This window comes from Anatilimnocola aggregata, assembly GCF_007747655.1.
Classification (GTDB): Bacteria; Planctomycetota; Planctomycetia; order Pirellulales; family Pirellulaceae; genus Anatilimnocola; species Anatilimnocola aggregata.
Genome location: NZ_CP036274.1, coordinates 1519942 through 1542315 on the forward strand (window position 1 = coordinate 1519942; position 22374 = coordinate 1542315).

The 22374-nt window shown below is 58.8% G+C and carries 19 protein-coding genes; 15 read left to right on the top strand and 4 right to left on the bottom strand.

The annotated features are described in order from the left end of the window. Nucleotides 1-3 precede the first annotated feature (3 nt). From ETAA8_RS05890 to ETAA8_RS05920, 7 genes are all read left to right on the top strand, one after another. The gene (locus ETAA8_RS05890; RefSeq protein WP_202921589.1) at nucleotides 4-669 is read left to right on the top strand and encodes a pilus assembly FimT family protein; all 666 of its coding nucleotides are present in this window, start codon (nucleotides 4-6) and stop codon (nucleotides 667-669) included. Continuing rightward, a complete protein-coding gene (locus ETAA8_RS34385; protein ID WP_202921590.1) occupies nucleotides 666-1460 on the top strand; it encodes a type IV pilus modification PilV family protein in 795 nt (264 codons plus the stop codon). The genes ETAA8_RS05890 and ETAA8_RS34385 overlap by 4 nt, the downstream gene beginning before the upstream one ends. After that, on the top strand, nucleotides 1351-3039 hold the full coding sequence (locus tag ETAA8_RS34390; protein ID WP_202921591.1) for a hypothetical protein: 1689 nt from the start codon (nucleotides 1351-1353) through the stop codon (nucleotides 3037-3039). The genes ETAA8_RS34385 and ETAA8_RS34390 overlap by 110 nt, the downstream gene beginning before the upstream one ends. Continuing rightward, on the top strand, nucleotides 3029-4621 hold the full coding sequence (locus ETAA8_RS05905; RefSeq protein WP_145086256.1) for a type II secretion system minor pseudopilin: 1593 nt from the start codon (nucleotides 3029-3031) through the stop codon (nucleotides 4619-4621). Before ETAA8_RS34390 ends, ETAA8_RS05905 begins: the two co-directional genes overlap by 11 nt. Before the next feature lie 62 nt (nucleotides 4622-4683). Beyond that, nucleotides 4684-6204: a type IV pilus biogenesis protein PilM gene (gene pilM / locus ETAA8_RS05910; protein WP_145086259.1), complete on the top strand. Its 1521-nt coding sequence runs from the start codon at nucleotides 4684-4686 to the stop codon at nucleotides 6202-6204. After that, nucleotides 6201-7643: a hypothetical protein gene (locus ETAA8_RS05915; RefSeq protein ID WP_145086262.1), complete on the top strand. Its 1443-nt coding sequence runs from the start codon at nucleotides 6201-6203 to the stop codon at nucleotides 7641-7643. Before pilM ends, ETAA8_RS05915 begins: the two co-directional genes overlap by 4 nt. A 249-nt stretch (nucleotides 7644-7892) precedes the next feature. Beyond that, nucleotides 7893-11693: a secretin N-terminal domain-containing protein gene (locus ETAA8_RS05920; RefSeq protein WP_145086265.1), complete on the top strand. Its 3801-nt coding sequence runs from the start codon at nucleotides 7893-7895 to the stop codon at nucleotides 11691-11693. Between the two features lie 506 nt (nucleotides 11694-12199). Here the strand turns inward: ETAA8_RS05920 and ETAA8_RS35810 are convergent. Then, nucleotides 12200-12349, bottom strand: a complete 150-nt coding sequence (locus tag ETAA8_RS35810; RefSeq protein WP_202921592.1) for a hypothetical protein — start codon at nucleotides 12347-12349, stop codon at nucleotides 12200-12202. 346 nt (nucleotides 12350-12695) lie between these two features. Next, a complete protein-coding gene (locus ETAA8_RS35815) occupies nucleotides 12696-13139 on the bottom strand; it encodes a BON domain-containing protein (protein WP_391484814.1) in 444 nt (147 codons plus the stop codon). Nucleotides 13140-13239: 100 nt separating this feature from the next. Between ETAA8_RS35815 and ETAA8_RS35190 the strand changes: the two genes are divergently transcribed. Both ETAA8_RS35190 and ETAA8_RS05930 read left to right on the top strand, forming a co-directional pair. After that, on the top strand, nucleotides 13240-13578 hold the full coding sequence (locus ETAA8_RS35190; protein ID WP_238397686.1) for a hypothetical protein: 339 nt from the start codon (nucleotides 13240-13242) through the stop codon (nucleotides 13576-13578). A gap of 558 nt (nucleotides 13579-14136) precedes the next feature. Then, nucleotides 14137-14298 carry a DUF3309 family protein gene (locus ETAA8_RS05930; protein WP_145086271.1) on the top strand — a complete coding sequence of 54 codons (162 nt, stop codon included), beginning with the start codon at nucleotides 14137-14139 and terminating at the stop codon, nucleotides 14296-14298. 37 nt (nucleotides 14299-14335) lie between these two features. Here ETAA8_RS05930 and ETAA8_RS05935 read toward each other — a convergent pair whose 3' ends face one another. Continuing rightward, nucleotides 14336-15802: a sigma-54-dependent transcriptional regulator gene (locus tag ETAA8_RS05935; RefSeq protein WP_145086275.1), complete on the bottom strand. Its 1467-nt coding sequence runs from the start codon at nucleotides 15800-15802 to the stop codon at nucleotides 14336-14338. Nucleotides 15803-16321: 519 nt separating this feature from the next. On the opposite strand from ETAA8_RS05935, the gene ETAA8_RS05940 reads away from it, so the two are divergent. The 4 genes from ETAA8_RS05940 to dps all read left to right on the top strand — a co-directional run bounded on the left by ETAA8_RS05940 (nucleotide 16322) and on the right by dps (nucleotide 18204). Then, nucleotides 16322-16492: a DUF1328 family protein gene (locus ETAA8_RS05940; protein ID WP_145086278.1), complete on the top strand. Its 171-nt coding sequence runs from the start codon at nucleotides 16322-16324 to the stop codon at nucleotides 16490-16492. Between the two features lie 68 nt (nucleotides 16493-16560). Continuing rightward, nucleotides 16561-16764, top strand: a complete 204-nt coding sequence (locus tag ETAA8_RS05945) for a CsbD family protein (protein WP_145086281.1) — start codon at nucleotides 16561-16563, stop codon at nucleotides 16762-16764. A 100-nt stretch (nucleotides 16765-16864) separates the two neighbouring features. Further along, on the top strand, nucleotides 16865-17371 hold the full coding sequence (locus tag ETAA8_RS05950; protein ID WP_202921593.1) for a PRC-barrel domain-containing protein: 507 nt from the start codon (nucleotides 16865-16867) through the stop codon (nucleotides 17369-17371). A gap of 359 nt (nucleotides 17372-17730) precedes the next feature. Further along, nucleotides 17731-18204 (top strand): DNA starvation/stationary phase protection protein Dps, encoded by a 474-nt coding sequence (gene dps, locus ETAA8_RS05955; protein WP_145086284.1) that lies wholly within the window; start codon nucleotides 17731-17733, stop codon nucleotides 18202-18204. A 117-nt stretch (nucleotides 18205-18321) separates the two neighbouring features. On the opposite strand, the gene ETAA8_RS05960 is transcribed toward dps, so the two are convergent. Then, on the bottom strand, nucleotides 18322-19353 hold the full coding sequence (locus ETAA8_RS05960; protein WP_145086287.1) for an acyl-CoA desaturase: 1032 nt from the start codon (nucleotides 19351-19353) through the stop codon (nucleotides 18322-18324). A gap of 668 nt (nucleotides 19354-20021) precedes the next feature. On the opposite strand from ETAA8_RS05960, the gene ETAA8_RS05965 reads away from it, so the two are divergent. Continuing rightward, entirely contained in the window at nucleotides 20022-21296 is a 1275-nt protein-coding gene (locus tag ETAA8_RS05965; protein WP_145086290.1) for an outer membrane protein assembly factor BamB family protein, read from the top strand. Between the two features lie 45 nt (nucleotides 21297-21341). Then, the gene (locus tag ETAA8_RS05970) at nucleotides 21342-22352 is read left to right on the top strand and encodes an aldo/keto reductase (RefSeq protein WP_145086293.1); all 1011 of its coding nucleotides are present in this window, start codon (nucleotides 21342-21344) and stop codon (nucleotides 22350-22352) included. The last annotated feature ends 22 nt before the right edge of the window (nucleotides 22353-22374 follow it).

The window sequence follows — 22374 nt, forward strand, 5'->3', positions numbered from 1 at the left end:
AGCGTGAAGCACCCGAAGAGTAGCGGGCAGCCTAAAACGAGCTGCCGGGCTCGCGGTGCGTTCTCGCTGATGGAATTGATGGTCGTGCTGGTCATCATGGTGCTGGCTGCAGCTGTCGCGATGCCTGCTCTGACTGGTTCGCTGCGGGCTCAAAGGCTGAAGAGCGCGTCGGAAACGATGCGCATCGAGTGGTCGCGGGCGCACGTTAAAGCAATGAAGAGCGGACGGATTCAAGTTTTCCGCTTCGAAGTCTCGGGCCGGAAGTTCACACTCCAGCCTTGGCTGGCTGCGGACGAAGCCACCGAAGGAAATCCGATCGACAGCGTGGCCAGTTTCGGTACAGCTCCGGAAACGGCGTTGGATGATTGCGAGACAAAAGAACTTCCCGAGGGAATTACGTTCGCCGGTGGCGATGCGAAGTTCGATACGCGGGCTTATGAAGTTGAAGACTTCATGATGCAAAACAATACTTCCGCCGAGCAATGGTCTCGACCGATCTTGTTTTATCCCGATGGCTCGGCAACCGATTCCTATGTGATTGTCGCCGACGAAAAGCAAGCAGCGATTCGCGTTCAACTGCGCGGGCTGACTGGCACGAGTGCCGTCGGCGAGCAGGCGCTGCTCGAAGATTTGCTGGCCGCGATTCGCCCGGGTGAGGTGCTGCCATGATTCGCAACAAGAACAGAGCACTCCGGGGTCTCTCGTTGCTGGAAGTGATGCTCGCCCTGGCAATCTTGGGGGGCTCGATGGCCGTCCTTGGCCAACTGGTGCGCATTGGTTCGATCTCGGCTGCCACAGCCCGCGATTCGACCACCGCCCAGTTGCTGGCCGAGAGCAAGATGGCTGAAATCGCCAGCGGCATCGCCCTTCCCGATACGATTTTTCAACAGCCGGCCGACGACGAAGGAGAATGGCTCTACTCGGTAGAGTCACAACAAATCGATCAGCAGGGCCTGCTCACGATTCTGGTCACAGTCGAGCAAGATCCACAAACGCACACGCGCCCTGTCCTCTTCAGCCTGACTCGCTGGATCGTCGATCCCACCGTGGAAGAAGCAGCCCGTCTCGCCGCTGAAGAGAAAAAGTCAGCCGCTGCGACTGCCAGTCAAGGACAAGCGGGGACAACGCAATCGGCCGCTTCCAGCCTAGGGGGAGCCGGTGCTGGTGGTGGTTTCCCTGGCGGTGGTGCTGGTGGTGGAAATAACGGCGGCGGCAACAACGGTGATGGCCAAGGTGGCGGTCCTGGTGGTGGCGGCGGTGGATTCGTAGGTGGTGGCGGCGGTGGATTCCCAGGTGGTGGCGGCGGTGGATTCCCAGGTGGTGGTGGCGGTATCGGACCAGGCGGCGGCGGTGGACAAGGCCCCGGTGGCGGGCCGCGTGGTGGTGGCCAAGGTGGCCCACGTGGTGGCGGAACTCGGGGCGGCGGTGGTGCACCGCGCGGAGGCTTCGGTGGCCGCTAAATCCAACAATACAATCGCCGTTCTTTCGCCGCACGCCGCGCGGTTCGCGGTTTCTGCGCGCGGCGTGACATTGCTCGAACTGATTCTCGCCCTCAGCCTGACGACCATCGTCATGGGTCTGATTGCGATGGCCATCGATCTCAATTTCCGGATGTACGACACGCGTCGCACGCATGTCGAAGAGACACAACTCGCCCGTTCGATTCTTCGTCATATTGCCGATGACATTCGCGCTGCTGTGCAACATATGCCGCCCGACTTAAGTGGCTTGGAAACAGTCGCCGGCAATAGCCAGAACGCCAGCGCGATGCTCGGCGGCGCAGGCATGGGCGCTTTGGGTGGTGCGACGGGCGGTCAAGGAGGAACTGGTGGCGCGGGCGCGAATCAGGGCGCAAGTGGACAGAACTCGAATTCGACCGGTGGGCAGGGTGGCCAAGGCCAAGGTGGTACGGGCAACACCGGTGGCGGGACTGGAAACGGCGGCAATTCTCAAAATACGCTCGGCAGCACGGACTTGAACGTCAACCCGCAAACGGAGCAAGCCACTTCAACCTACGGCGAGCAATCGGCTGGCGGTGTAGTCGGGCTCTATGGCAGCGGCACTGAATTGCAACTCGATGTCAGCCGGTTGCCGCGAGTTGACCAATATCAGGCAGAACTCTCGGCCGATGCCCTACAAAGCGTCGTCGATATTCCCAGCGACATGAAGACGGTCTCTTACTTCCTCCGTTCCGAAGAAGCAGCCCTTTCGTCTGGGATGGGAATTGCTCCCAGTTCGCAAGTCACCGCCAGTTTGGATGGTCGCGGTCGGGGCTTGATGCGCCGCGTCCTCGATCGCGCTGTTTCGATCTGGTCGGAAGAGAACGGCAACACGAACGGCACGCTGGGCAACACTGAACTGCTGGCCGAAGAAGTGGTCGGGCTGCAGTTCATGTATTTCGATGGTGCCAGTTGGACCAGCGAATGGGACTCGGTCGCCAGTCAAGGGCTGCCCGTAGCGATTGAAATCACGCTCGTTTTGTCGCCACCTGGTGATGGGGCCAAAACTTCGCTCAATCCGCTCGCCGAGGTTTCGACTGCGACCGAAGAACCGGAAGAGCGCGTCTATACGCTCACCGTGAGTTTGCCCACAGCCAGCTCGATCGACGAAAAACCGCAGGCTTCGACTGAAGACACTGCCCTGTCGCAAACCGGCAATCTCGATCTCTCCGGCGATGCCGCGGCGGCAGCTGGTGGTGGTGGTGGCATGGGTGGCGGGTTCCCTGGACAAAACGGTGGCCAAGGTGGCGGTCAGGGAAATGGACAGAATAGCGGCCAAGGTGGGTTCGGTGGCTTCCCCGGTCAAGGTGGCGGCGGACAGGGCGGCTTCCCGGGACAGGGAGGTGGTCAAGGGGGACCACGCGGCGGTGGTGGCGGCCAATCAGGAGGCGGTCAAGGTGGGCCGCGCGGCGGTGGTGGACAGGGACAAGGTGGGCCACGCGGAGGCGGCGGCTTTGGTGGCGGCATGAGCGGCGGTGGTATGGGCGGATTTGGCGGTGGCTTTGGTGGCATGGGCGGCGGAGGTGGCCGTGGTCGCTAAGCGCTCGCCTGTTTCGCCTGCTCAGCGGGGTATGATCCTCATCATCGTGCTGATTGTGGTCATGTTCCTCGCGCTCGGTGCTTACTCGTTCACCGACTTGATGCTGACCCATCAAGAGTCGGCTCAACTCACCGGTCGCCAGGTGCAAACTCGGCTGCTCGTCGATTCGGGGGTCGAAGCCACGCGGCTCTTTCTTTCGCAAAGCAAACTGGCCCGACTCGAAGCGGGGGGCGTCTTCAACAACCCCGGCCGCTTCAAAGGGTTGACCATCGTTCCCGACGAAGACCCACGCGAACGAGCCAGCGTGGCGATCTTGTCGCCGAACTTGAGTGACGAAGGGACTCTCGCCGGCCTGCGTAACGGGCTGGAAGATGAATCCACTCGCTTGAACTTGAATACGCTGCTGGTATTGGAAGCGCAGCAAGAGGGCTCAGCCACTCAGTTGCTCATGGGCTTGCCCGGCATGACCGAAGAAGCCGCGGATGCAATTCTCGATTGGATTGATCCAGACGATGAATCTCGCCCGCTCGGCGCTGAGGTCGATCATTATTCAGGACTGAATCCTGCGTATCGCCCCAAGAATGGCCCGCTCGATACGGTCGAGGAGTTGCTCCTGGTGCGCGGCATCACCCCACAATTGCTCTTTGGGGCCGATGTGAATCGCAATGGAACGCTCGATCCGCATGAGGGAGGGAGCGAAGATTCGTCCGGCGCTTCCGATCGTGGCTGGTCGGCCTACTTCACGTTGCACAGTCTCGAAAACAACTTGCAAGAAAACGGCGAACCGCGCGTCTATCTCAACGGCAACGATGTCAACTTGTTGTATGAGAGTCTGAATGCTGCGGGACTGCCGCAGGACTGGGTGAACTTCATCATTGCTTATCGGCAGAATGGACCCAACGCAGCAGCGGGCCAAGCCAGTGTGCCGGCCAGCAACTTAACGCTCGACCTGTCGAAGCCCGTTCGCGTTCCGCTAGTGCAATTGCTCGACCTGTGCGATGCCCGCCTGCGGGTGACGAACGCCGGCCAGTCGCAAGTGATTGCCTCCCCATTCACCAGCGGACTCGGTGGCGGTATGGGTTTGTGGCTGCCGAAATTGATGGACACTTGCACGATCAACCCCGCAACAACTATTCCGGGGCGCATCAACATCAATCAAGCGCCGGCTCACATCTTGCGCGGCATTCCGGGAATGAACGACGATATCATTACCGAGATTCTTTCGCGGCGGTCGTACGAAGCGGCTGCCGACGATGCCAACAAGCGGCACGAAACCTGGATTATGGCGGAGGGAATTGTCACCCTCGCCGAGATGCGCACGCTGATGCCGTTCGTTTGTGCGGGGGGTGACGTTTATCGGGCGCAGATCGTCGGCTATTACCAGAGTGGCGAAGCGTCGGCTCGGGCCGAGGTGATATTCGATGCTTCCTCCTCCCCGGCACGCGTATTATTCTGGAGAGACCTGAGTCATCTGGGTCGTGGCTATGCCGTCGAGACGCTCGGGGTCGATTTTCTCGAAGGTGGCTTGGGTGGCGCACCAATTCCCGGTGCAATGTCGACACCAGGCTCTGGCGGTTATTAGGCAGACAGTTATTGCTTCTGGTTCGCAGCCCATCAATTGCTGCGACGGATTGAGTTCACATCATGCAGCGTTTGGTCGCCTTCGAATGGGATAGCAAAGAGTTCCGCGTCGCGATTGCGCAGCAGCGGGGCAAGAACGCGATTATTGAAGAAGCGTTCGCCATTCCGTTTCTCACTCGCGAACAACCGATCACGCCCGCGGAAATCGGTACGCTGCTCGGCAAAGAGTTGCAGCAACGTGGCATTTCCAAAGGGGACGCGCTGATCGCCGTCGGTCGCGCGAACTTGGAACTCCGCTTCCTGAATACTCCGCCCGCTCCGGCCGATGAACTTCCCGACCTCGTACGCTTTCAAGCAATGCGGCAGTTCGCCACCCTGGGGGATGATTGGCCGCTCGACTTTTCCCCGCTCGGCAGCACCGCCGATGGTGGCTCTAGCGTACTCGCGACTGCAGTCTCGCCCGAAATCGTGGCGCAGATTCGCGGCGTCTGTGCCGCGGCAGGACTTACGGCCTCGCACCTGGTGCTGCGTCCCTTCGCGGCAGCTTCGCTGTTGCGGGCGACGACACAAGACGATCGCTGCCGGATGACGGTCGACATGCTGGGGGACGATGCCGACCTGGCCGTGCTGATTGGTCCGAATGTCGTCTATCCCCGTACGGTTCGCTTGCCCAGCAGCGAAGCTCCGCCGGAAGTTCGCTCCAAGGCGCTGCTCGGCGAAGTGCGGCGCACAATTGTCGCCGCGCAGAATCAACTCGGTGGTCGCCGCGTCGATGAGATCGTCATCTTTGGCGATGAACGCAAGCTGCCCGAATTACAGGCCGCGTGGAGGACCGATCTGCAGATGGATCTGCGCGTGGTCGATCCCTTCTCCGTCGTTGAAGTCTCCGATTCGCTGCAGCGTACGCGACCGGCATTTCCGGGCGCATTTGCGCCGCTGCTGGGCTTGCTCGTTGATGAAGCAGCCAATCGTCCGCATACCATCGACTTCCTGCATCCACGCCGGCGTCCGCCACCGGTCAATCACAACCGCATCTATACCGTCGTTGGCGGCGCTCTCGCCGCGAGTCTGCTGGTGCTTGCCGCGCTCGGCTGGTGGAATTTGCGGACGATGGACGCCCGCATCGCCGACCTGAACCGAGACCTGAAATCGCAAACCAAGGTCGTCGATCAAGGTAAGGCCACCCGAACCAAAGTCCTGGAACTCGACAAGTTCGCAGCTGCGGATGTGAATTGGCTCGATGAACTCGAACGGCTCTCGCAGCGATTTCCCCCTGCAGAACAAGCTCGTGTTGAGGATCTGCTGGCGCTCTCGAAGTCCAACACTGGCGGCGGCAATCTCGTCGTGCAAGGTGTGGCCGATCAGCCCGACACCATCAGCGAAATGGAAACGGCCCTTCGCGACAAAGACCGCACCGTGATCGGCAGCGGTAGCAAGCGCGATCCTCGCGCTGGTGCGCTGGCCTGGCGCTATCGTGAGGAAGTCATGGTGCATGGGCCGAATGGTCCGCTACAAACCAAGACCGGGCGAGCTTCGCGTCCTGCTCCTACTGCCACGCGTGGTGCAGCGGGAGGTGCGAAATGACCGACCGTGAACGAACGCTCGCCATTGTCGTCGGAGTCTGCGTGGCCATCGTCACGCTGTGGTTTATCAGCGGCTACTACACCAGCGCCGTGTCGTATCGAACGGGGCAGATTTCCTCGCTCGACTCGCAGCTGAAAAAGCAACGCCTGGCAGTTACCGAAACAATGAAGGCGGCAAAGAAGCTTAGCGAGTATGAAGCCCGCTCGTTGCCACCGGATACAGCCCTCGCTCGCTCGGCCTATCAACATTGGCTGCTGACCAAATTGGAAGACGCCGGCCTGCGCGATCAAGTCGTCAGCCCCAGCGGCCAGCGCCCGACGGGCGACATCTTTGTGCAACAGACTTTCACCGTTAACGGCAAGGGTCGTTATGAGCAAATCGTCAAGTTGTTGTACGATATCTACCGCGTCGATTTGCTCCACCGCGTTTCGCGGGTCAGCATCAAGCCGATCAAAGACTCGAAAGAACTCGACCTGCAACTGACGCTCGATGCGCTGTCGCTGCGGAGCGCCGCACCAGCCAACGACTTAACCGAACGCCCCTCGCAGCGTTTAAAGCTGGCCAAGCTGGAGGACTATCAGAACTCCATCGTAGGCCGGAACATCTTCGCCCCGCCGAACACCGTGCCGCGCTTGAGCGGGCTCGGTCGCCAGCGAGGGACGACAAACCGCTCGTTGGAGATCTCGGCCAAAGCTACCGATCCCGATCCGCTCGATGTGGTTAACTTCGAATTGATCAAGTCTGCCTCGAAAGATGCCCGGCTCGATGCGAATGGCCGCTTTAGTTGGACGCCGCGCAAGGCTGGTGAATACGAATTTGAAATTGCGGTGCGCGACGACAATTTCCCGCCGCGCATTTCCACCGAAAAACTGATCGTGACCGTGACCGATCCTCCGCCGCCCCCGCGCGAGGTGCCGCGGCCGCCGCCACCGCCAGTCGACGATGAACCCAAGCTGGCCTTCGATAACGCGAAGCATACGGTGCTAAGTGCCATCATTTCTGTCGGCGCCGAAGGTGAAATCTGGCTGTATGTGCGTCCCACCGCGCAGCTGTTGAAGTTGCACGAAGGAGAAGCATTTGAGATTGGTTCGGTGAAGGGGACGGTCCGCGAGATTCTCGACAACGAGTTTGTCTACGAATCGAACAACAAGAAGACCAAGGGGAAACATCTGCGCGTGTCCAAGGGCGAAAACCTGGAACAGGCGACGGTCATGCCTGTTGCCGCCGCGATTGAAGTGCCAGCGGCAATTCCGCCAGCCAACTCAGTGCCGGACAACTCTCTGCCAGCAGTTCCGACATCCGAAGGTACCAGTGGGCCGGATCAAAAGTCCGAAGTCAAAGCAGACTTGCCCGCCGAGGAGTCAGCCAGCGATGCTGTCCCAGCAGTGAAGGCTGAGGCTAATCCGCCGGAAGTTCCGGAAACTGAAGAGACTAAGTAAGCTGTAGACGACTTCTGGCGAGATGTTTCTGCAGCTAGCGGTTGCCAGCAAGACTATCAATCGACCACGGCTTAGTTCGCTAACGTATTGTCTGGCAAGGCTTTGTTGCGGGTCGCCAAGATTCGGTTTTCCAGCAACATAGGTTCACGGCCCTGGTAAGATTTGCCGATTATTCCGTGTACGCAGACTGTTCCGGCAGTGTGCGCGCATTTGGTTTGGATTGCGAAACCACACGGAAGTGCTCCCCCCATGTTTGCTTCACGCTCACCGGCATCCACGCATAGCGACTGGCTGCTGCCGACGTTCTGGCGCCGTCAGGCCCACGCGTGGCTGCTGTCTGCCGCCGCAGTGACTGTCACGTGCACCTCTGCTTGGGCTCAAGCTGAAGTCGCCACGACAATCAAAGCCTATCCGGTCCCTGCAGCTAATTTGCAGACGGTGGCGGCTGACTTGAAGACATCGCTGGCCGCGCGGCGCGAAGTGCGGATTGTCGTCGATACCCGCGCCAATCAATTGCTGGTCGTCGGCCCGGTCGATGTCCATCAAGCCGTCAGCGACCGCCTGAGCGGCAAACCGACTGTCTCGGCTGCTAATCCCAACTTGCACACGTTGCGCAATGTTTCGTGGAAGGATTTCGAAGGCCAATTGCGACGCGTCGGCTTCGTGCCCGATGTGGCGGGCACGAACAGCGGCGCGGCCCGCTATAAGCTGAAATTGGGAACGGGCGAAGAAGCCAAGTTAACCATCGTGCGCAACGAAGGGACCGTCCAGATCCAAGCTTCGCAGGAAGCTGCGCCAGCGCTGCGCAAATTGGCAATCTCGCTCGATCGCCCTGCTGCTCGCGCGGGTGAAGCATCGGAGCTGGTTGCCTTCAATCGCGCGGAACCAGCTTCCGTGCAAAAACTGCTCACTTGGATGCAAGCTGCCACGCGTCCCACCAGCCCCGCTTCCGGCCAACATCAACACATTGGCGAGTATGTCTCCATGTTGTTTCAGCCGGGCGAACCGCCAGCGGCGGGACCGCCAGTGGCACCTGGACCGGGTGGCGAAGCTCCCGCTGGAGATGACATTCCCGAAGGGGGCCTGGGCGATTTTGGCCGCATCGGCAATGTGCGAATCGATTACATCGAAGGGCTAGATGTGATGGTTCTCACCGGCCGCAAATCGGACGTTGAGAAAGTGATGCGCCTGATCGAACAGATTGAAACACAAAGTTTAGAGACCAAGCCCGAAGTAGAGGTCTTTCATTTGCGGCACGTCGATGGCCGCGCTCTGAACGATGTCATCTCGCAGATTTACGACCAGGTCTTCTCCGCCCGTGGTGGTCGAGTCACCATTGTCCCACTGGTGAAGCCGAATGCCTTGCTTCTGATTGGCCGTAAAGAGAACTTGCCGCCGCTACGGGAGTTGATCGAACAGCTCGATAAGCCCGTTGCGCCCGATACGCAATTGCAAGTCTTTCCGCTGCGGCGGATCTCAGCCGCCAATGCCGAAACGACCGTCGAAACGTTCTTCACCGAACCTGGTGCCACAGGCGGTGCCACCGGTCAGCGCGCCGGACTGGGTACGCGGGTGAACATTGTGTCCGACGCCCGAACCAACAGCCTGATCGTGCAAGCTTCGCCGCGCGACCTGGAAGAAGTCGCCAAGCTGCTCGAGAAGCTCGATAGCGAACAAACGGGCGTCGTCGATGAAGTTCGCATCTTCAAACTGCGCAATTCTCTCGCCGATGAACTGGTCCCCGTCCTCGAAGCGGCCATTAGTGGCCAAGGGGGAACAACCACCGGCAACCAAACGACTCTGCCTGGCGCACAGCAAGGTGGCGGTGGCACCAACAATCAATCCGGCACCAGCGCTCGTCCATCAGGTGCGCTGCAATTGCTGCAGGTCGACGGCAAGGGCATGATCGAAAGCGGAATCCTCGCCGACATGCAACTGACCAGCGACCCGCGCGGCAACTCGATCATCGTCACTGGTCCCGCCAAGAACATGGCGCTCATCGAAGCCCTCATTCGCCAACTCGATGAATTGCCCGCGACCGAAGCGCAGATCAAGGTCTTTACCATCGTCAACGGCGATGCCACCCAGCTGGCCGAGTTGTTGCGACAGTTGTTCGGTCAGGCCGCACAAGGTGGCGGAGCTGGCGGCAATCAAGGTTTGCAAGCGCTGCTGCAATCGGCCACCGGCGGTGGCGATAGCGCCCTGGTGCCACTGCGGTTCTCGGTCGACGTGCGTACCAACAGCATCGTCGCCTCGGGTTCGACCGGCGACCTCAACGTAGTTTACAAAGTCCTCGTGCGGCTGGACGAAGGGAATATTCGCGAACGGATCACGACGGTCTATCGTTTGCGGAATGCCCCCGCGCTCGAAGTGGCCAACTCGCTGACGCAACTGCGGACGCAGCAACAGCAGCTGAATCAGATCGCGCCGAACTTGAACAGTGCTCCGCAAACGCTCGAGCGCGAAGTGATTGTGGTTCCCGAGCAGGTGAGCAATAGCCTGATCGTCTCGGCAACGCCACGTTACTTCGACGAAATTCGCCGTGTGGTCGAAGAACTCGATCGGCGCCCGAACATGGTCATCATTCAAGTGCTGCTGGCCGAAGTGAGCCTCAACGACCTGAATGAATTCGGCGTCGAACTTGGTCTGCAAGACTCGCTGCTGTTCGATCGCGGTGTGGCGGGTGTCGCCGGCCTGGGACGCATTGGTTATCCGTTCAACCAGGCAGGCATTGGCAACGACAACACGCCCGCTTCGCTGGCCACGCGCGAAAATGTCGCTGCCCAGGCACTCTCGAACTTGTCGGTGGGACGAACGAACGCCTCCGCTGGCTTCGGCGGGCTGGTACTCTCGGCCGGCAATGAATCGGTGAACGTGCTCATTCGCGCGCTGCAGCAATCGCAGCGAATGCAGGTCCTTAGCCGGCCGCAAGTGCAAACACTCGACAATCAGCCTGCCTACGTGCAGGTCGGTCAGCAGGTACCTTACATCACCAGCTCGAATCAGACGCAGTTCGGCATTCAAAATCAAACGACCTTTCAAGACGTCGGTGTGATTCTCGGTGTTACGCCGCGAACCAGCCCCGATGGCATGATCGTGATGGAAATTGACGCGGTGAAATCGGACCTGGGACCAGAAGCGGAAGGGATCGCGATCTCGGTCAGTGCCGACGGGACTGCAATTCGCCAGCCGATCATCAACGTCACGCGCGCTCAGACCACGGTCAGTGCCCGCAGCGGACAGACGGTGATTCTCGGCGGTTTGATCACCAAGAACCAAAGCGAAACCACTCGCCGCGTCCCTTACCTGGGCGACATTCCGGTGCTGGGCCGCTTGTTCCGCTTCGACTCGGTCGATGTTCAGCGTACGGAATTGCTAATCATTATGACGCCCTACGTCATGCGAACAGACGAGCACGTGGCCTGGCTCAACATGCGTGAATCGGAGCGGATGCACTGGTGTCTGGCCGATGTGGGGAACATCCACGGCCAGGCTCAGCACTTCACTTCGTCGGCCGATAGCGGCATCAGCACGCCGACGATTTTTCCCGATGAAACCCCAGCTCCGGAAGGCTTGATCGCCCCCGAGAATCTGGGACCGGGGTCTGCTCAGCCGAACAACTTCGATCGGGCACCAGGAAGTCCTAACTATGTGCCGGGCGTAATTCCCGGCAGCATGGTTCCTGGCCCTAACTCGCTGCCATTCCCTCCAGCGGTGCCGGGGCAATCGAGCCGGCGACCATTGCAACCCACGCCGGCCATGCCGCAGTCGCAACCTGATCAGTTGAGCCAGAACGGCGGCTATCAAGCTCTGCAACCAGTGACGCCGCTGCAGGCCCTGCCGCCAATACCGCAAGGACCGACGCAATTTCAGCAGCAGCCGCCGTTCCAACCGGTCGCTCAGCCGCAAGTGCAATATGGACCGCAGCCGGCGCAGTTTCAATTTCAATCGCCCAACATGCAACCTGCTGGCATGCAGCCGGGCACGGTCGCTCCCGCTGCCTACGTGCCGCAGGGACCAAACCCGAACTTCACACCACTGGCTCGGTAACTCGCACCACTGGGCCGATCCATCGATTCGCAGCGAATTCAGTCGACTCACGGATGAGTACTATGAACCTAGCCCTTCGCAGCTTGCCGCTTCTCTTGATCGTGATGGCCACGACGGGTTGCCAGACGTTCTCTCCCGATTGGTCGCTGGGCAAGTCTTGGAACAAGCTGTGGAATCCTGATCCCAAAGAGATCAAGACGCAGTTCCAAACTCCGGCCCGACTCGTTGCGCTGTGGGCACCGGCGATGTACAACACCCCCGGCAAACCAGCCACGCGCGGCTTCGGCGGACGCCTGTACTTTTACAATCACAAGGACGAGCCCATTCCGATCGAAGGGCAAATGGTCGTCTACGCCTACAACGATTCCGCGCAGCAAGTCGACGGCCGCAAACCGGATCGCAAGTTCGTCTTTACGAGTGCACAACTCAGCACGCACTTCAGCCCGGCGGAACTCGGCGCGTCGTACAGCATCTGGATTCCGTGGGATGCCGTCGGCGGCCAGCAGTTAGAAATCAGCTTGCTGCCGGTCTTCACCGCCAGCAGTGGGCAAGTGATCGTGGGTGAGCAGTCGCGCAACCTGCTGCCGGGCACTACGGCACCAACGCCCAATGCCCAAATACAGCAGAGCCAGGTCCAGCCGATCATAATCGATCATCGGGTAGCGCCGGCCAGCTTTCAGTCGCCGACCGATTTAGGTGTTCAGCCGCAGCAAATGCCGGGAGTGAGTGGGCAACAGAGCTTCTTTACCCACGCCACGCAGCCCGCGCCCAGCGAGAACATTCGGACAACGTCGATTCAGCTGACGCGTGGCATTGCCGAACGCTTAGGTCAAGAGCGGCGGCAAGAAGCGGCGGCCCAGCCAGCAGGATCTCCGCCCGGTTTGTTGCCCGGAGCAAACTTGCCACCGACAACCACCTATCCATTACCTGCGGGCAGCATGCCCGCAAACATGACGGGCCAGCCAGTGCCCGGCAATTTGCAGCCCAACGCCCAGTCGTCGTTTAACGTTCCAACGGGCGACTCACGGTCTTGGGGGCCGACGGTGCAACGGACTCACGCGCCGGTACCTCAGTCGACGATTGGGCAATCACCAACTCGTTACGCACCTGGTTCACTTCCGGTTCCAGCGAAAGCAGGTCTTCAGCCAGCTTCCGGTCAGCAGCTGTCGCTACCTGGCCCCGCAGCACCACAACATCTCCCTCCATCGTCGCCTCAATCGAACCTCTACCCTTCAACGCAGGCAAGTTGGCAAACCGGGTCTGCAAACGGGTATTAACCACCGAGGTCGCCACGGGAGTAGTCGTAAAACCAACGCTGAACGGCGTGCGGAGCGAGACCTTCCCCTTCTGCTGCGTCTGGTTTTGCGTGCGACTTTGATTTTGCTGTTGGCGGAACGCCTGCATCATCATTTGATTCCCCATCGCGCCGCCACCAAGGCTACCCATGCCTCCAAGACCACCGGCGGCACCACCCGCTTGTTGGCTGTAAGCATTCGAGGCATCGCCCGAGTCGGCACCCACAAATGCGCCGTTGCGATTGCCACGGATGAACCTCTCGGAACCACCAATGGTCGCTGCGCCGGTGGCGGTGCCGGCACCACTGCCGATGCCCGAAACACTCGAATTGCCAACCGAGCTGTTCGAGGCCCCCGTCGAGCGGCCGGTGCGGTTGCTGCTGGTGCTGCCCCCGAGCGAACGAGTACCGAAAGCACTGGTACTAGTGCCGCCGAACTGGGCCGAAGCGGAGAGTTGGGTCAGCAGGAAAGCGGCGCAAGAACAACCGACCAAGACGATTTGCGACCAGCGAATTCGGATCAACATCACATTCTCCGTCTGCTTCGTCAGTCGAGCTTGGCAGCACTCGCGCGGTGAAACACATCGTTAGAAATCGACAACGGACAGCTCCAGAAAAACCCGGAGCCTCGCAGTCGCCGCACTTCCTTCGATTATCCAGCCCGTTCTAACGTTTGACAAGACTTTAACGCCCCGCTGCCCACAAACGGCTGATCTTTCTGCTGCCTCTCGTTCGTTCGGGCGCGAAGTGGTTCTCGTGCTTGGGAAGACTTACGTCGCGAGGTCTTGCAGTGTGCGGACAAAAACCAGACCAACTTGTTCAACTATCCGGCGATAGTTGGACACACATGCGCGCCGTTCCCGAGAGATACGACATGCACTGTCCAACAATGCACCCCATTGTTGGACACCACCCAATTAGACTAATCGCGATTTTGCTCGTCGTAAGTCTCTTTAGGACTTACCGAGAGGACTTGTCGAGATCCGCTCTGCGGACCGGCAGCTGGGTGGCCGTTCGACCACGCCATTCCACAAGCTCATAGTTCGCCAAACGGACGTTATTCAAGGTTCGGCACAGAACGTGCATTCGATGATGGCAACGCAAGCATTTCGCTTGGCTGTACGCCACCACGACTACGAGGCATCTGCCATGTCCCTTCCCGGCCTTATCCTTTTAATCCTGCTCATCATGCTGCTGATGGGTTCATTCCCAACGTGGTCACACAGTCGCTCTTGGGGATATGGCCCTAGCGGTGGCTTGGGCCTGATCCTCGTGATTGTGCTGGTGCTCGTGCTACTGCGGGCGATATAACCGCTAGCGTTGGAACATCGCGTCAATTTGGGGCGGACTATTCGTCGTCCCCTGCATCGCCAGCGTCGTCTTGCGAGACCACCTGGTCGATCTTCAAGCCAATGGTTTGCGTCTTACTACGCAGGCTGCCGCGGGTAATCCCCAGCATCTTGGCCGCCTTCGATTGGTTCCCACCAGCCGTCTTCAGCACTTTGGTGACGACATAGCGATTCATAAAATCGATCGCTTCCGCGTAAATATCTTCCGAGTTGGCCGCTAAGCGACCATCGAGGAAGCGTCCCAGATCACGACTCTCGTCGCTAATGCCGCCATTCGAATCGTGAGATTCACGCCGCGGTTCGCGGACTTCTTCGGGCAGAAAATCGGGAACGAGCACGGGCCCGGTGAGATTCAGCAGGGCCTTGCGAATCACACTTTGCAACTCGCGAATATTCCCCGGCCAGTTGTATTCGAGCAGGATCTTGAGCGCATCGGGCGAGACACGCTGCAACGGCTTGTTCAATTCACGCGAGAAGCGAAACAGGAACGCTTCGACGAGCAGCAGCAGGTCGTCGCCCCGATCGCGCAGCGGCGGCAACTTGATGGCAAAGCCGTTCAAACGGTAATACAAGTCCGGGCGAAAAGTGCCCGCTTCGGTCATCGATTCCAAGTTGCGATTCGTGGCGGTGATGATCCGCACGTCGGTTTGAATCGTCTCGTTGCCACCGACACGCTCGAACCGTTGTTCTTGCAGCAAGCGGAGCAACTTGGCCTGCACCAGCGGGGCCATGTCACCGACTTCGTCCAGAAAAATCGTGCCGCCGTTGCACTGTTCGAACTTACCGATGCGTCGATGATCGGCACCCGTGAACGAGCCCTTTTCGTGGCCGAACAGTTCACTCTCGAGCAGTGCGTCGGGCAAAGCGGCGCAATTGACCGCCAGGAAGGGCTTTCCCTTCCGCAGGCTGTGTTGATAGATGGCGCGGGCGATTAGTTCCTTGCCGGTGCCACTTTCACCACGAATCAGCACCGTTACCGTTTGGGGGGCCACGCGACCAATCGACTTATAGACTTCGAGCATCTGCGGGCTGCGACCGATGAGCGCTTGATCGCTCTTGGCCGAAGCGGTGATTTCCGGCACTTCGACCGGGATGGCGGTCAGTCGGCGAATCTCGAGCGCTTGTTCGACCAGGTGCTTAACCTTGGCCACATCCAAAGGTTTGAGCAGGAAGTCGAAGGCACCCAACTTCATTGCCTCAATGGCCGTATCGCTCTCCCCCGAGGCGGTGATGAAGATCACCGGCAAATTGGCGTCGATCTCCCGAACCTCTTCGAATAGCTTCAGACCGGTCGTATTGGGCAGCAGGATATCGAGGAGCAGAGCGTCGGGCTTGCCGGAACGGAGCAATTTCAGCCCCTCTTCGGCCGTGGCAGCCGCGAGCACTTCGATATCCTGCCCCTTGAAGGCGCTCCGGATGAAGTGCACTACGGTACGGTCGTCGTCAATCACTAGGACGCTGGGCATTCAGAACTCCCGGGGAACCATTCTGGTTATGGAGTGTGCGTTGAAAGGATGGGCAGGGCGAGGGGTCAACCGACGAGAGACATTCCGCCTACCGACGTCTTAAACAGCGCCATGCAAGTTGAATATCCACTCATTGTGTCACTTGGTCAACCGAACGCAAGCCTACGGGGTGTACCACTTTCGGTACTGGAAACAGTGTCAGGCAGGGCAGAGTGGCAGCTCGACTGCACAAAGTTGGACGCTTTTCGTTCAAGGCGGGTAGTCCGCAGACAACCCCCTTTTGCCTGGCAGGAGCAAAAGCGCGAATGCTTTGTTCTAAAGCGGGACAGAGTATTTCGCAAATCATTGGCAGTTCTTTGGTTGCGGTGCCGCGCAAAGTTTATTACCGCCCCTGTAGCCCGCTTGGCACCTTGTTTGCTTTCCCTTGTAGCAGCGAGTGCTACTGAAAGCTCAGCCGCACTTGCCAATGGATCGTGAAATAACGGAATAAATACAGAGAACTTTTTGAGGAGAATCGTCATGTTGCAATGGGCATTAACTTTTTTGGTGTTGGCACTGATTGCCGCCCTACTCGGCTTTGGCGGGCTGGCCGGCACGATGGCCTGGATTGGGCAAGTCCTGTTCGTGGTCTTCCTGGTCCTGTTCGTTGTCAGCTTGATCACTGGTGGCGTTCGTCGCCCCATTCCATAACTTCGGCCATGTAACCGCCGGCCGTTTTGGTCGGCGGTGAGACCTGCACCGGATTAGGAGTACACGCAATGAATTGGGACCAAATCGCCGGTAAATGGACCGAGATGAAAGGCTTCGCCAAACAGAAGTGGGGCGAGCTGACCGACGATGAACTCGACCAACTGAGCGGCAAGCGCGACCAACTGGCGGGCCTGATTCAACAGAAGTACGGTCTGGCGAAAGAAGAGACCGAGCGACAAATCAAGGAGTTCGAGACGTCGTGCAAGTGTTAGGCGGCTAATACCGGAATTAATCCGGCGAGAGGCTGCTTCGCCTGCGTCACTCGCCTTTACGTTTCACCCTAGTCCTTCCCTGTTTTCCAGGAGTTTTGTCATGAGATCGCTCTGGTTATCTCTCGCAGCCGTATCCCTGTTGGCCGTGTCGGCCAACGCACAAGTCCGTGTCGATGTCGGCAATGGCGGAGTGCAAGTCGACGCCCCCGGTGTTCGCGCGAATGCCGCCGCTCCCACCGCAGCCGCCCATCGTGGCAGCAAGTTGATGGGCTTGGCTGTGAAGAATCGCGATAACGAAGACCTCGGTAAGATCGAAGATCTTGTCATCGATGAACGGGGCCACGTTCGGTACGCAGCTGTGTCGTACGGTGGTTTCCTCGGTTTCAACAACAAGTTGTTCGCTGTGCCGTGGAAAGCCCTGACGCTTAAGCACGACACCTCGAACAATTACTGGGTCGAACTGAACGTCAGCAAGAAGTACATCGAATCCGCCGAAGGCTTCGACAAGGAAAAGTGGCCGACGTTTGCCGATCCCGAAGTGAACGCGAAGATCGACGCCTTCTATCTCCGCGACACTACGAACCCGAACAACACCATCAAGCCTTAAGCTTCGGACCCATCCGCCGAAGTGAAGCAGATAACGAACATAGGCGGGGGCAGATAAGCCCCTGCTGAAGACTTTCGAGCCAGTTCCCGCATGTTGCGGCCAAGTCACTCCACAGGAAAGCGCGGCGTTCTTCTGACGAAGAACATTGTTCACGGCTACTGACCGACCCCCGCAAGCAGCTTGAACTTACCGCCACGGTGCTACTGCCCAACTAAAACTGCGAACTTTGCTCGATCCTCGAGAAGACGACTTTTGCGGAGAAGTAATTCTTTGCAGAGGTCGTCTTTTTTTCGTGCGCGCTCTAGAATGTGGTCCGCAAAAAATCCCTCGCTATATCACAACCTCGGAGCCTCCCTGCAATGGCTGACACCCGCAACGATCTCGCCAAGGCGAAACGGACCAAACTCTGCACTCTCCTCAACGAACGCCTGCGCGATAGCATCAAACTGGGGCTGTGCGCCAAGCAAGCTCACTGGAACGTGAAGGGAGAAAACTTCATCGCTCTGCACAAACTGTTCGACGAGGTCTATGGCGAAGTTGAAGACTATGTCGACAACATCGCCGAACGAATCACCGCGCTCGGTGGCATCGCCGATGGCAGCGTGGGCGCACTCGCGAAGTCCGAAATTCCCGACCATCCGGTGAACAAGAGCAACTGGAAAGCGCACGTCACTGCCCTCTCCGATGAACTGGCCGCTTACGGGAAACTAGTCCGCAAAGACATCGACACCACCGACGAACTCGGCGACAAGGGAACAGCTGACCTGTTCACCGGCATCAGCCGCGGCGTCGACAAGTATCTCTGGTTCGTCGAATCGCACTTGCAAGACTAGCGAGTGGGGCGGGCACTGTTGTTTGGGGTTTGCCTGCTCTGAATTCCGCGTAACGATTCACGTTCGCCTTCAGCAGGTGGCCCGCTGCGTGACGCGCCGGGCTACTGGAGAGAGGGATTACGGCACTAAGCGTTTGTCGGCCATTTGCTGGGCCGAGGGCAAACGCAAATTCCAGGCAAGCCCGCAGAATTCCATCGCCCGAATGACGAGCCAGCTGCAATCGAACTGCCACCAGCGCAGGCCGTGACGGGCAGAAGTGGGGAAGGCGTGGTGATTGTTATGCCACCCTTCGCCGAACGAGAGGATTCCACAGACCCAGTTGTTGCGCGAATGATCGCCTGAAGCGTACTCTCGTTGCCCCATCAGGTGACAGATTGAATTGATCGACCAGGTGACGTGGTGCGTGACGAACACCCGCACAAAGCCACCCCAGAGGAGCCCGAGCGCGGCACCTTCGATGGTGCCGGTAACCAGCCCGCCAATGGCTGTGGGAATGATGAAGCTCAGCAGGATCCAGACGAAATAGAGGCGGTCGAGTTTCACTAGCACCGGATCGGCGAGTAGATCGGGAATGTAACGCTGCATTTCGGGATGGCTCCAAATGCCCGTGAAGAGCCAACCACTGTGCGAATGCCACAGCCCGCGCCACCAGGCCAACCAGCCATCGCCAGCCAGATGGGGCGAATGCGGATCGCCCTGTTGATCGCTGTACTGGTGATGCCGCCGATGCACCGCGCACCAGACGAGGGGTGAACCTTCGACCGATAGCGCGCCAATCAGCATCCAAGTGGCCCGCACCCAGCGATAAGTATCGAACGAGCGGTGCGTGAGCAAGCGATGGAAACCAACGGTGATTCCCAGGCCCGTCAGCGCCCAACCGACGAGCAGCATCGCCAGGTACAACCAGCCCATGAAGCCGCGTTGCCAGAGCAGGACAATTCCTAAAATGACCGCGGCGAAGGGCAAAGTTACTGCGAGCAACATCGCCACTTTCTGTGGCCAAGGTGCTTCGACCGGAAAATCGCGCTCGCGGGAAACGCCCGGCACCGGAGCATTCGCCAGGTGCAGGTGCGTCGGCTCCGTTGTGCCTGCGGGATGCAAAGAGTCGTGATCGGGTTGCAACGACGGCGCCGCAGCAGAACTTTCCATTACCGGCCGACCTCAATGATTCCAGGAGTCAAGGTGCGAAAATCGGTGAGTCAAGCGATCCGGTTACTATAGCAATTCGCCCAGTCACCCCCGTACCTTACTGCGTGAAAAAGTCGTCGCGGCCGCGTAAAAGTCGTGTTAGAAACGCAGGTGCCAGAATCGCCAAGCAAATCTCGTTTGTATGTACTTGACAAGTAGGCAATAAATGCTGATAATTTTATCGACTGTTTTGGCAACCTGGCGAAAGGAACGTGGACGCGCGGCAGGATCTGTTCGCGCTGTTACGAGGGGCTGTTTCTTGGCTTCTCTGGAAAATCACCACCGGCGGCAAGATACGCCTCTCACGTTCAGAGGCGGGGTTTATCAACAAATAGGATGATTTCAGAACTAGAAAGTTAGCCGCAATGCGTTGCCGCGAAACAGCTTGCAAGTGATTCTCGCAAAAGGGGGGTGTTGATTAACCTCGCGGTACCAGCACCCGTTGGGTTGTCCGGCTGACGACCTATTCGGAATGCGGATTGAGGAACTTTCCGTATTCGTTTTCGATGCAGGTCCAGCGGCACTCCCTGCAGCATATCGCTCGGGTTTCTATTAAACTAAGTTCGCCCTCAGAATCCCTCCCGCTTGCATCCCTCCACGACTTTCCTGCCTTTCGGAGCTTGCCGCCGATGATCCGCTGGTACCTGCTTGCCTTGGTCGGTTGTCTGCTTACTCCTCTCGCCCTCCTGCAGGCTGAGGATTGGCCGCAGTTTCGTGGCATCAACGGGGATGGGATTTCGCTCGAGAAGAACTTGCCCTCGGAGTGGGGAGCCGAGGTTGACGGCAAGCAGCAGAACGTTGCCTGGAAACTGGAAATTGCCGGCAAGGGTTGGTCGTCGCCGAGCTACTCGCGCGGCAAGGTTTATCTGACCACCGCCGCACCCAAGGAGGGTGCCGAACCCGATAGCAACGACCTTTCGCTGCGGGCTTTGTGCATCGATGCCAAGTCGGGCAAAGTGGTGTGGGATCACGAAATCTTCGTGCAGGACGGTAAGACCTCGCCCAAGATCCACAATAAGAATAGTCACGCCAGCCCAACGCCGCTCGTCGACAGCAATCGCCTATTCGTCCACTTCGGCCATCAGGGAACTGCCTGTCTCGATCTTGAGGGCAAAGTTCTGTGGTCGACTCGCGAGTTGAGCTACGCGCCGGTTCACGGCAACGGCTGCTCGCCGATTCTGGTCGATGGGGGGCTGATCTTCAGTTGCGACGGCGGCAAGACGCCATTCGTAGCCGCCCTGGAAGCAGACACCGGCAAGGTGAAGTGGAAGTTCAATCGCACCGGCGAATCGGGCAAGAAGTTCGCCTTCTGCACGCCGACAGTGATTAGCGTCAATGGCAAGCAGCAGATCGTCAGCGTCGGAGCTGGTGTGGTGAATTCGCTTGACCCGGCCACTGGCGAAAGCATCTGGCATGTAAAGCACGAGGGCTACTCGGTTATTCCCAAGCCAATTTTCGGCCACGGGCTGGTTTACATCAGCACCAGTTACGACAGTGCGCAGGTCATGGCCATTCGTCCGGACGGCACCGGCGACGTCACCGATACGCACGTCGAGTGGACTTTGAAGAAGGGCGCGCCGCACACTCCTTCGCTGCTGCTGTTGGGAAATGACTTGTACATGGTCGCCGACAAAGGGGTGGCAACTTGCGTGAACGCACTGACCGGCGAAACGTACTGGCAAGAGCGAATCGGTGGCAATTACTCTTCTTCGCTCCTGTATGCAGACGACAAGATCTACATTCAAAGTGAAGAAGGAAAGGCGCTCGTCCTGAAACCAGGAACGACGTTCGAAAAGCCAATCGAAACCGGCTTCAACGGCGAACGAACCCTCGCCTCGTATGGTGCCGGTGATGGCGCGCTCTTCATTCGAACTGAGAAGAACTTGTATCGCGTGCAAAAGTAATAAACGGTTTCACTGGTTGGTTGAAGTTCAACAAAGGCTTGATTGATGTCGAAAGTCTCTTATCGCTCCCTGGGCCGCAGTGGCTGCAAGGTCTCGAATCTGTGCCTCGGCACGATGATGTTTGGCGGGCCGACCAGCGAAGCCGACTCGCACCGCATCATGCACAAGGCGCTGGACCTTGGCATCAACTTCATCGATACGGCGAACATGTATTCGACGGGGGGCTCAGAGATTGTCGTTGGCAAGGGACTGGCCGGCAAACGCGACCGCGTAATCCTGGCGACCAAGGGTCGCAACAAGATGGGGGACGGCCCCAACGACCAGGGTGCCAGTCGCGTTCACTTGATGCACGAGTTGAATGCCAGCCTGAAGCGGTTGGGAACCGACTACGTCGACCTCTATTACGTCCATGCGCCCGACAGCAGTACCCCCATCGAAGAGACCCTGCGCGCCTGCGACGACATGGTCCGCAGTGGCAAGGTCCACTATCTGGCTTGCTCCAATTTTCGCGCGTGGCAAGTCAGCGAAGCGCTGGGGACCAGCGATAAGTTGAACCTCAATAAATTCGCCTGCGTTCAGCCCCTCTATAACATCGTCAACCGTGATGTCGAGGTCGAACTGCTGCCGCTCTGCAAGGAGCGTGGACTTGGCGTTGTGACTTACAGTCCGCTGGCCCGCGGCATTCTCAGTGGCAAGTATGAGCCCGGCAAGCCATTCCCCGAAGGGAGCCGCGCTGCCCGCAACGATGTGCGCATGCGCCAGGCCGAATTGCGAGACGAAAGTCTCGAGGTGGCTCAAGCCTTAACCGGCTATTGCCAAAAAAAGGGTGTCGCCACTTCGCACTTCGCGCTGGCCTGGTGCCTGGCAAACCCAATTCTCACTTCCATCATTCTCGGCCCGCGAACGATGGAGCAGTTCGACGACAACTTGGGCTGCCTGAATGTGGAAGTCACAGCCGAGGACGAACTGTTCATCGATAGCCTGGTGCCCAAGGGCGAACACTCGGGCAAGGGCTATCAAGACCCGCTCTATCCCGTGACAGGCCGAGGTAAGTAGCTTCGACTATTGTTTATCCCAA

Excerpts from the sequence above, each read along its gene's own strand:
- ETAA8_RS34385 (WP_202921590.1), top strand. The coding sequence starts at position 666 with ATGATTCGCAACAAGAACAGAGCACTCCGGGGTCTCTCGTTGCTGGAA.
- pilM (WP_145086259.1), top strand. The coding sequence starts at position 4,684 with ATGCAGCGTTTGGTCGCCTTCGAATGGGATAGCAAAGAGTTCCGCGTC.
- ETAA8_RS05915 (WP_145086262.1), top strand. The coding sequence starts at position 6,201 with ATGACCGACCGTGAACGAACGCTCGCCATTGTCGTCGGAGTCTGCGTG.
- ETAA8_RS05920 (WP_145086265.1), top strand. The coding sequence starts at position 7,893 with ATGTTTGCTTCACGCTCACCGGCATCCACGCATAGCGACTGGCTGCTG.
- ETAA8_RS35810 (WP_202921592.1), bottom strand. The coding sequence starts at position 12,349 with ATGATCGATTATGATCGGCTGGACCTGGCTCTGCTGTATTTGGGCATT.
- ETAA8_RS35815 (WP_391484814.1), bottom strand. The coding sequence starts at position 13,139 with ATGGGTAGCCTTGGTGGCGGCGCGATGGGGAATCAAATGATGATGCAG.
- ETAA8_RS35190 (WP_238397686.1), top strand. The coding sequence starts at position 13,240 with ATGAACCTCTCGGAACCACCAATGGTCGCTGCGCCGGTGGCGGTGCCG.
- ETAA8_RS05930 (WP_145086271.1), top strand. The coding sequence starts at position 14,137 with ATGTCCCTTCCCGGCCTTATCCTTTTAATCCTGCTCATCATGCTGCTG.
- ETAA8_RS05935 (WP_145086275.1), bottom strand. The coding sequence starts at position 15,802 with ATGCCCAGCGTCCTAGTGATTGACGACGACCGTACCGTAGTGCACTTC.
- ETAA8_RS05940 (WP_145086278.1), top strand. The coding sequence starts at position 16,322 with ATGTTGCAATGGGCATTAACTTTTTTGGTGTTGGCACTGATTGCCGCC.
- ETAA8_RS05945 (WP_145086281.1), top strand. The coding sequence starts at position 16,561 with ATGAATTGGGACCAAATCGCCGGTAAATGGACCGAGATGAAAGGCTTC.
- ETAA8_RS05950 (WP_202921593.1), top strand. The coding sequence starts at position 16,865 with ATGAGATCGCTCTGGTTATCTCTCGCAGCCGTATCCCTGTTGGCCGTG.
- dps (WP_145086284.1), top strand. The coding sequence starts at position 17,731 with ATGGCTGACACCCGCAACGATCTCGCCAAGGCGAAACGGACCAAACTC.
- ETAA8_RS05960 (WP_145086287.1), bottom strand. The coding sequence starts at position 19,353 with ATGGAAAGTTCTGCTGCGGCGCCGTCGTTGCAACCCGATCACGACTCT.
- ETAA8_RS05965 (WP_145086290.1), top strand. The coding sequence starts at position 20,022 with ATGATCCGCTGGTACCTGCTTGCCTTGGTCGGTTGTCTGCTTACTCCT.
- ETAA8_RS05970 (WP_145086293.1), top strand. The coding sequence starts at position 21,342 with ATGTCGAAAGTCTCTTATCGCTCCCTGGGCCGCAGTGGCTGCAAGGTC.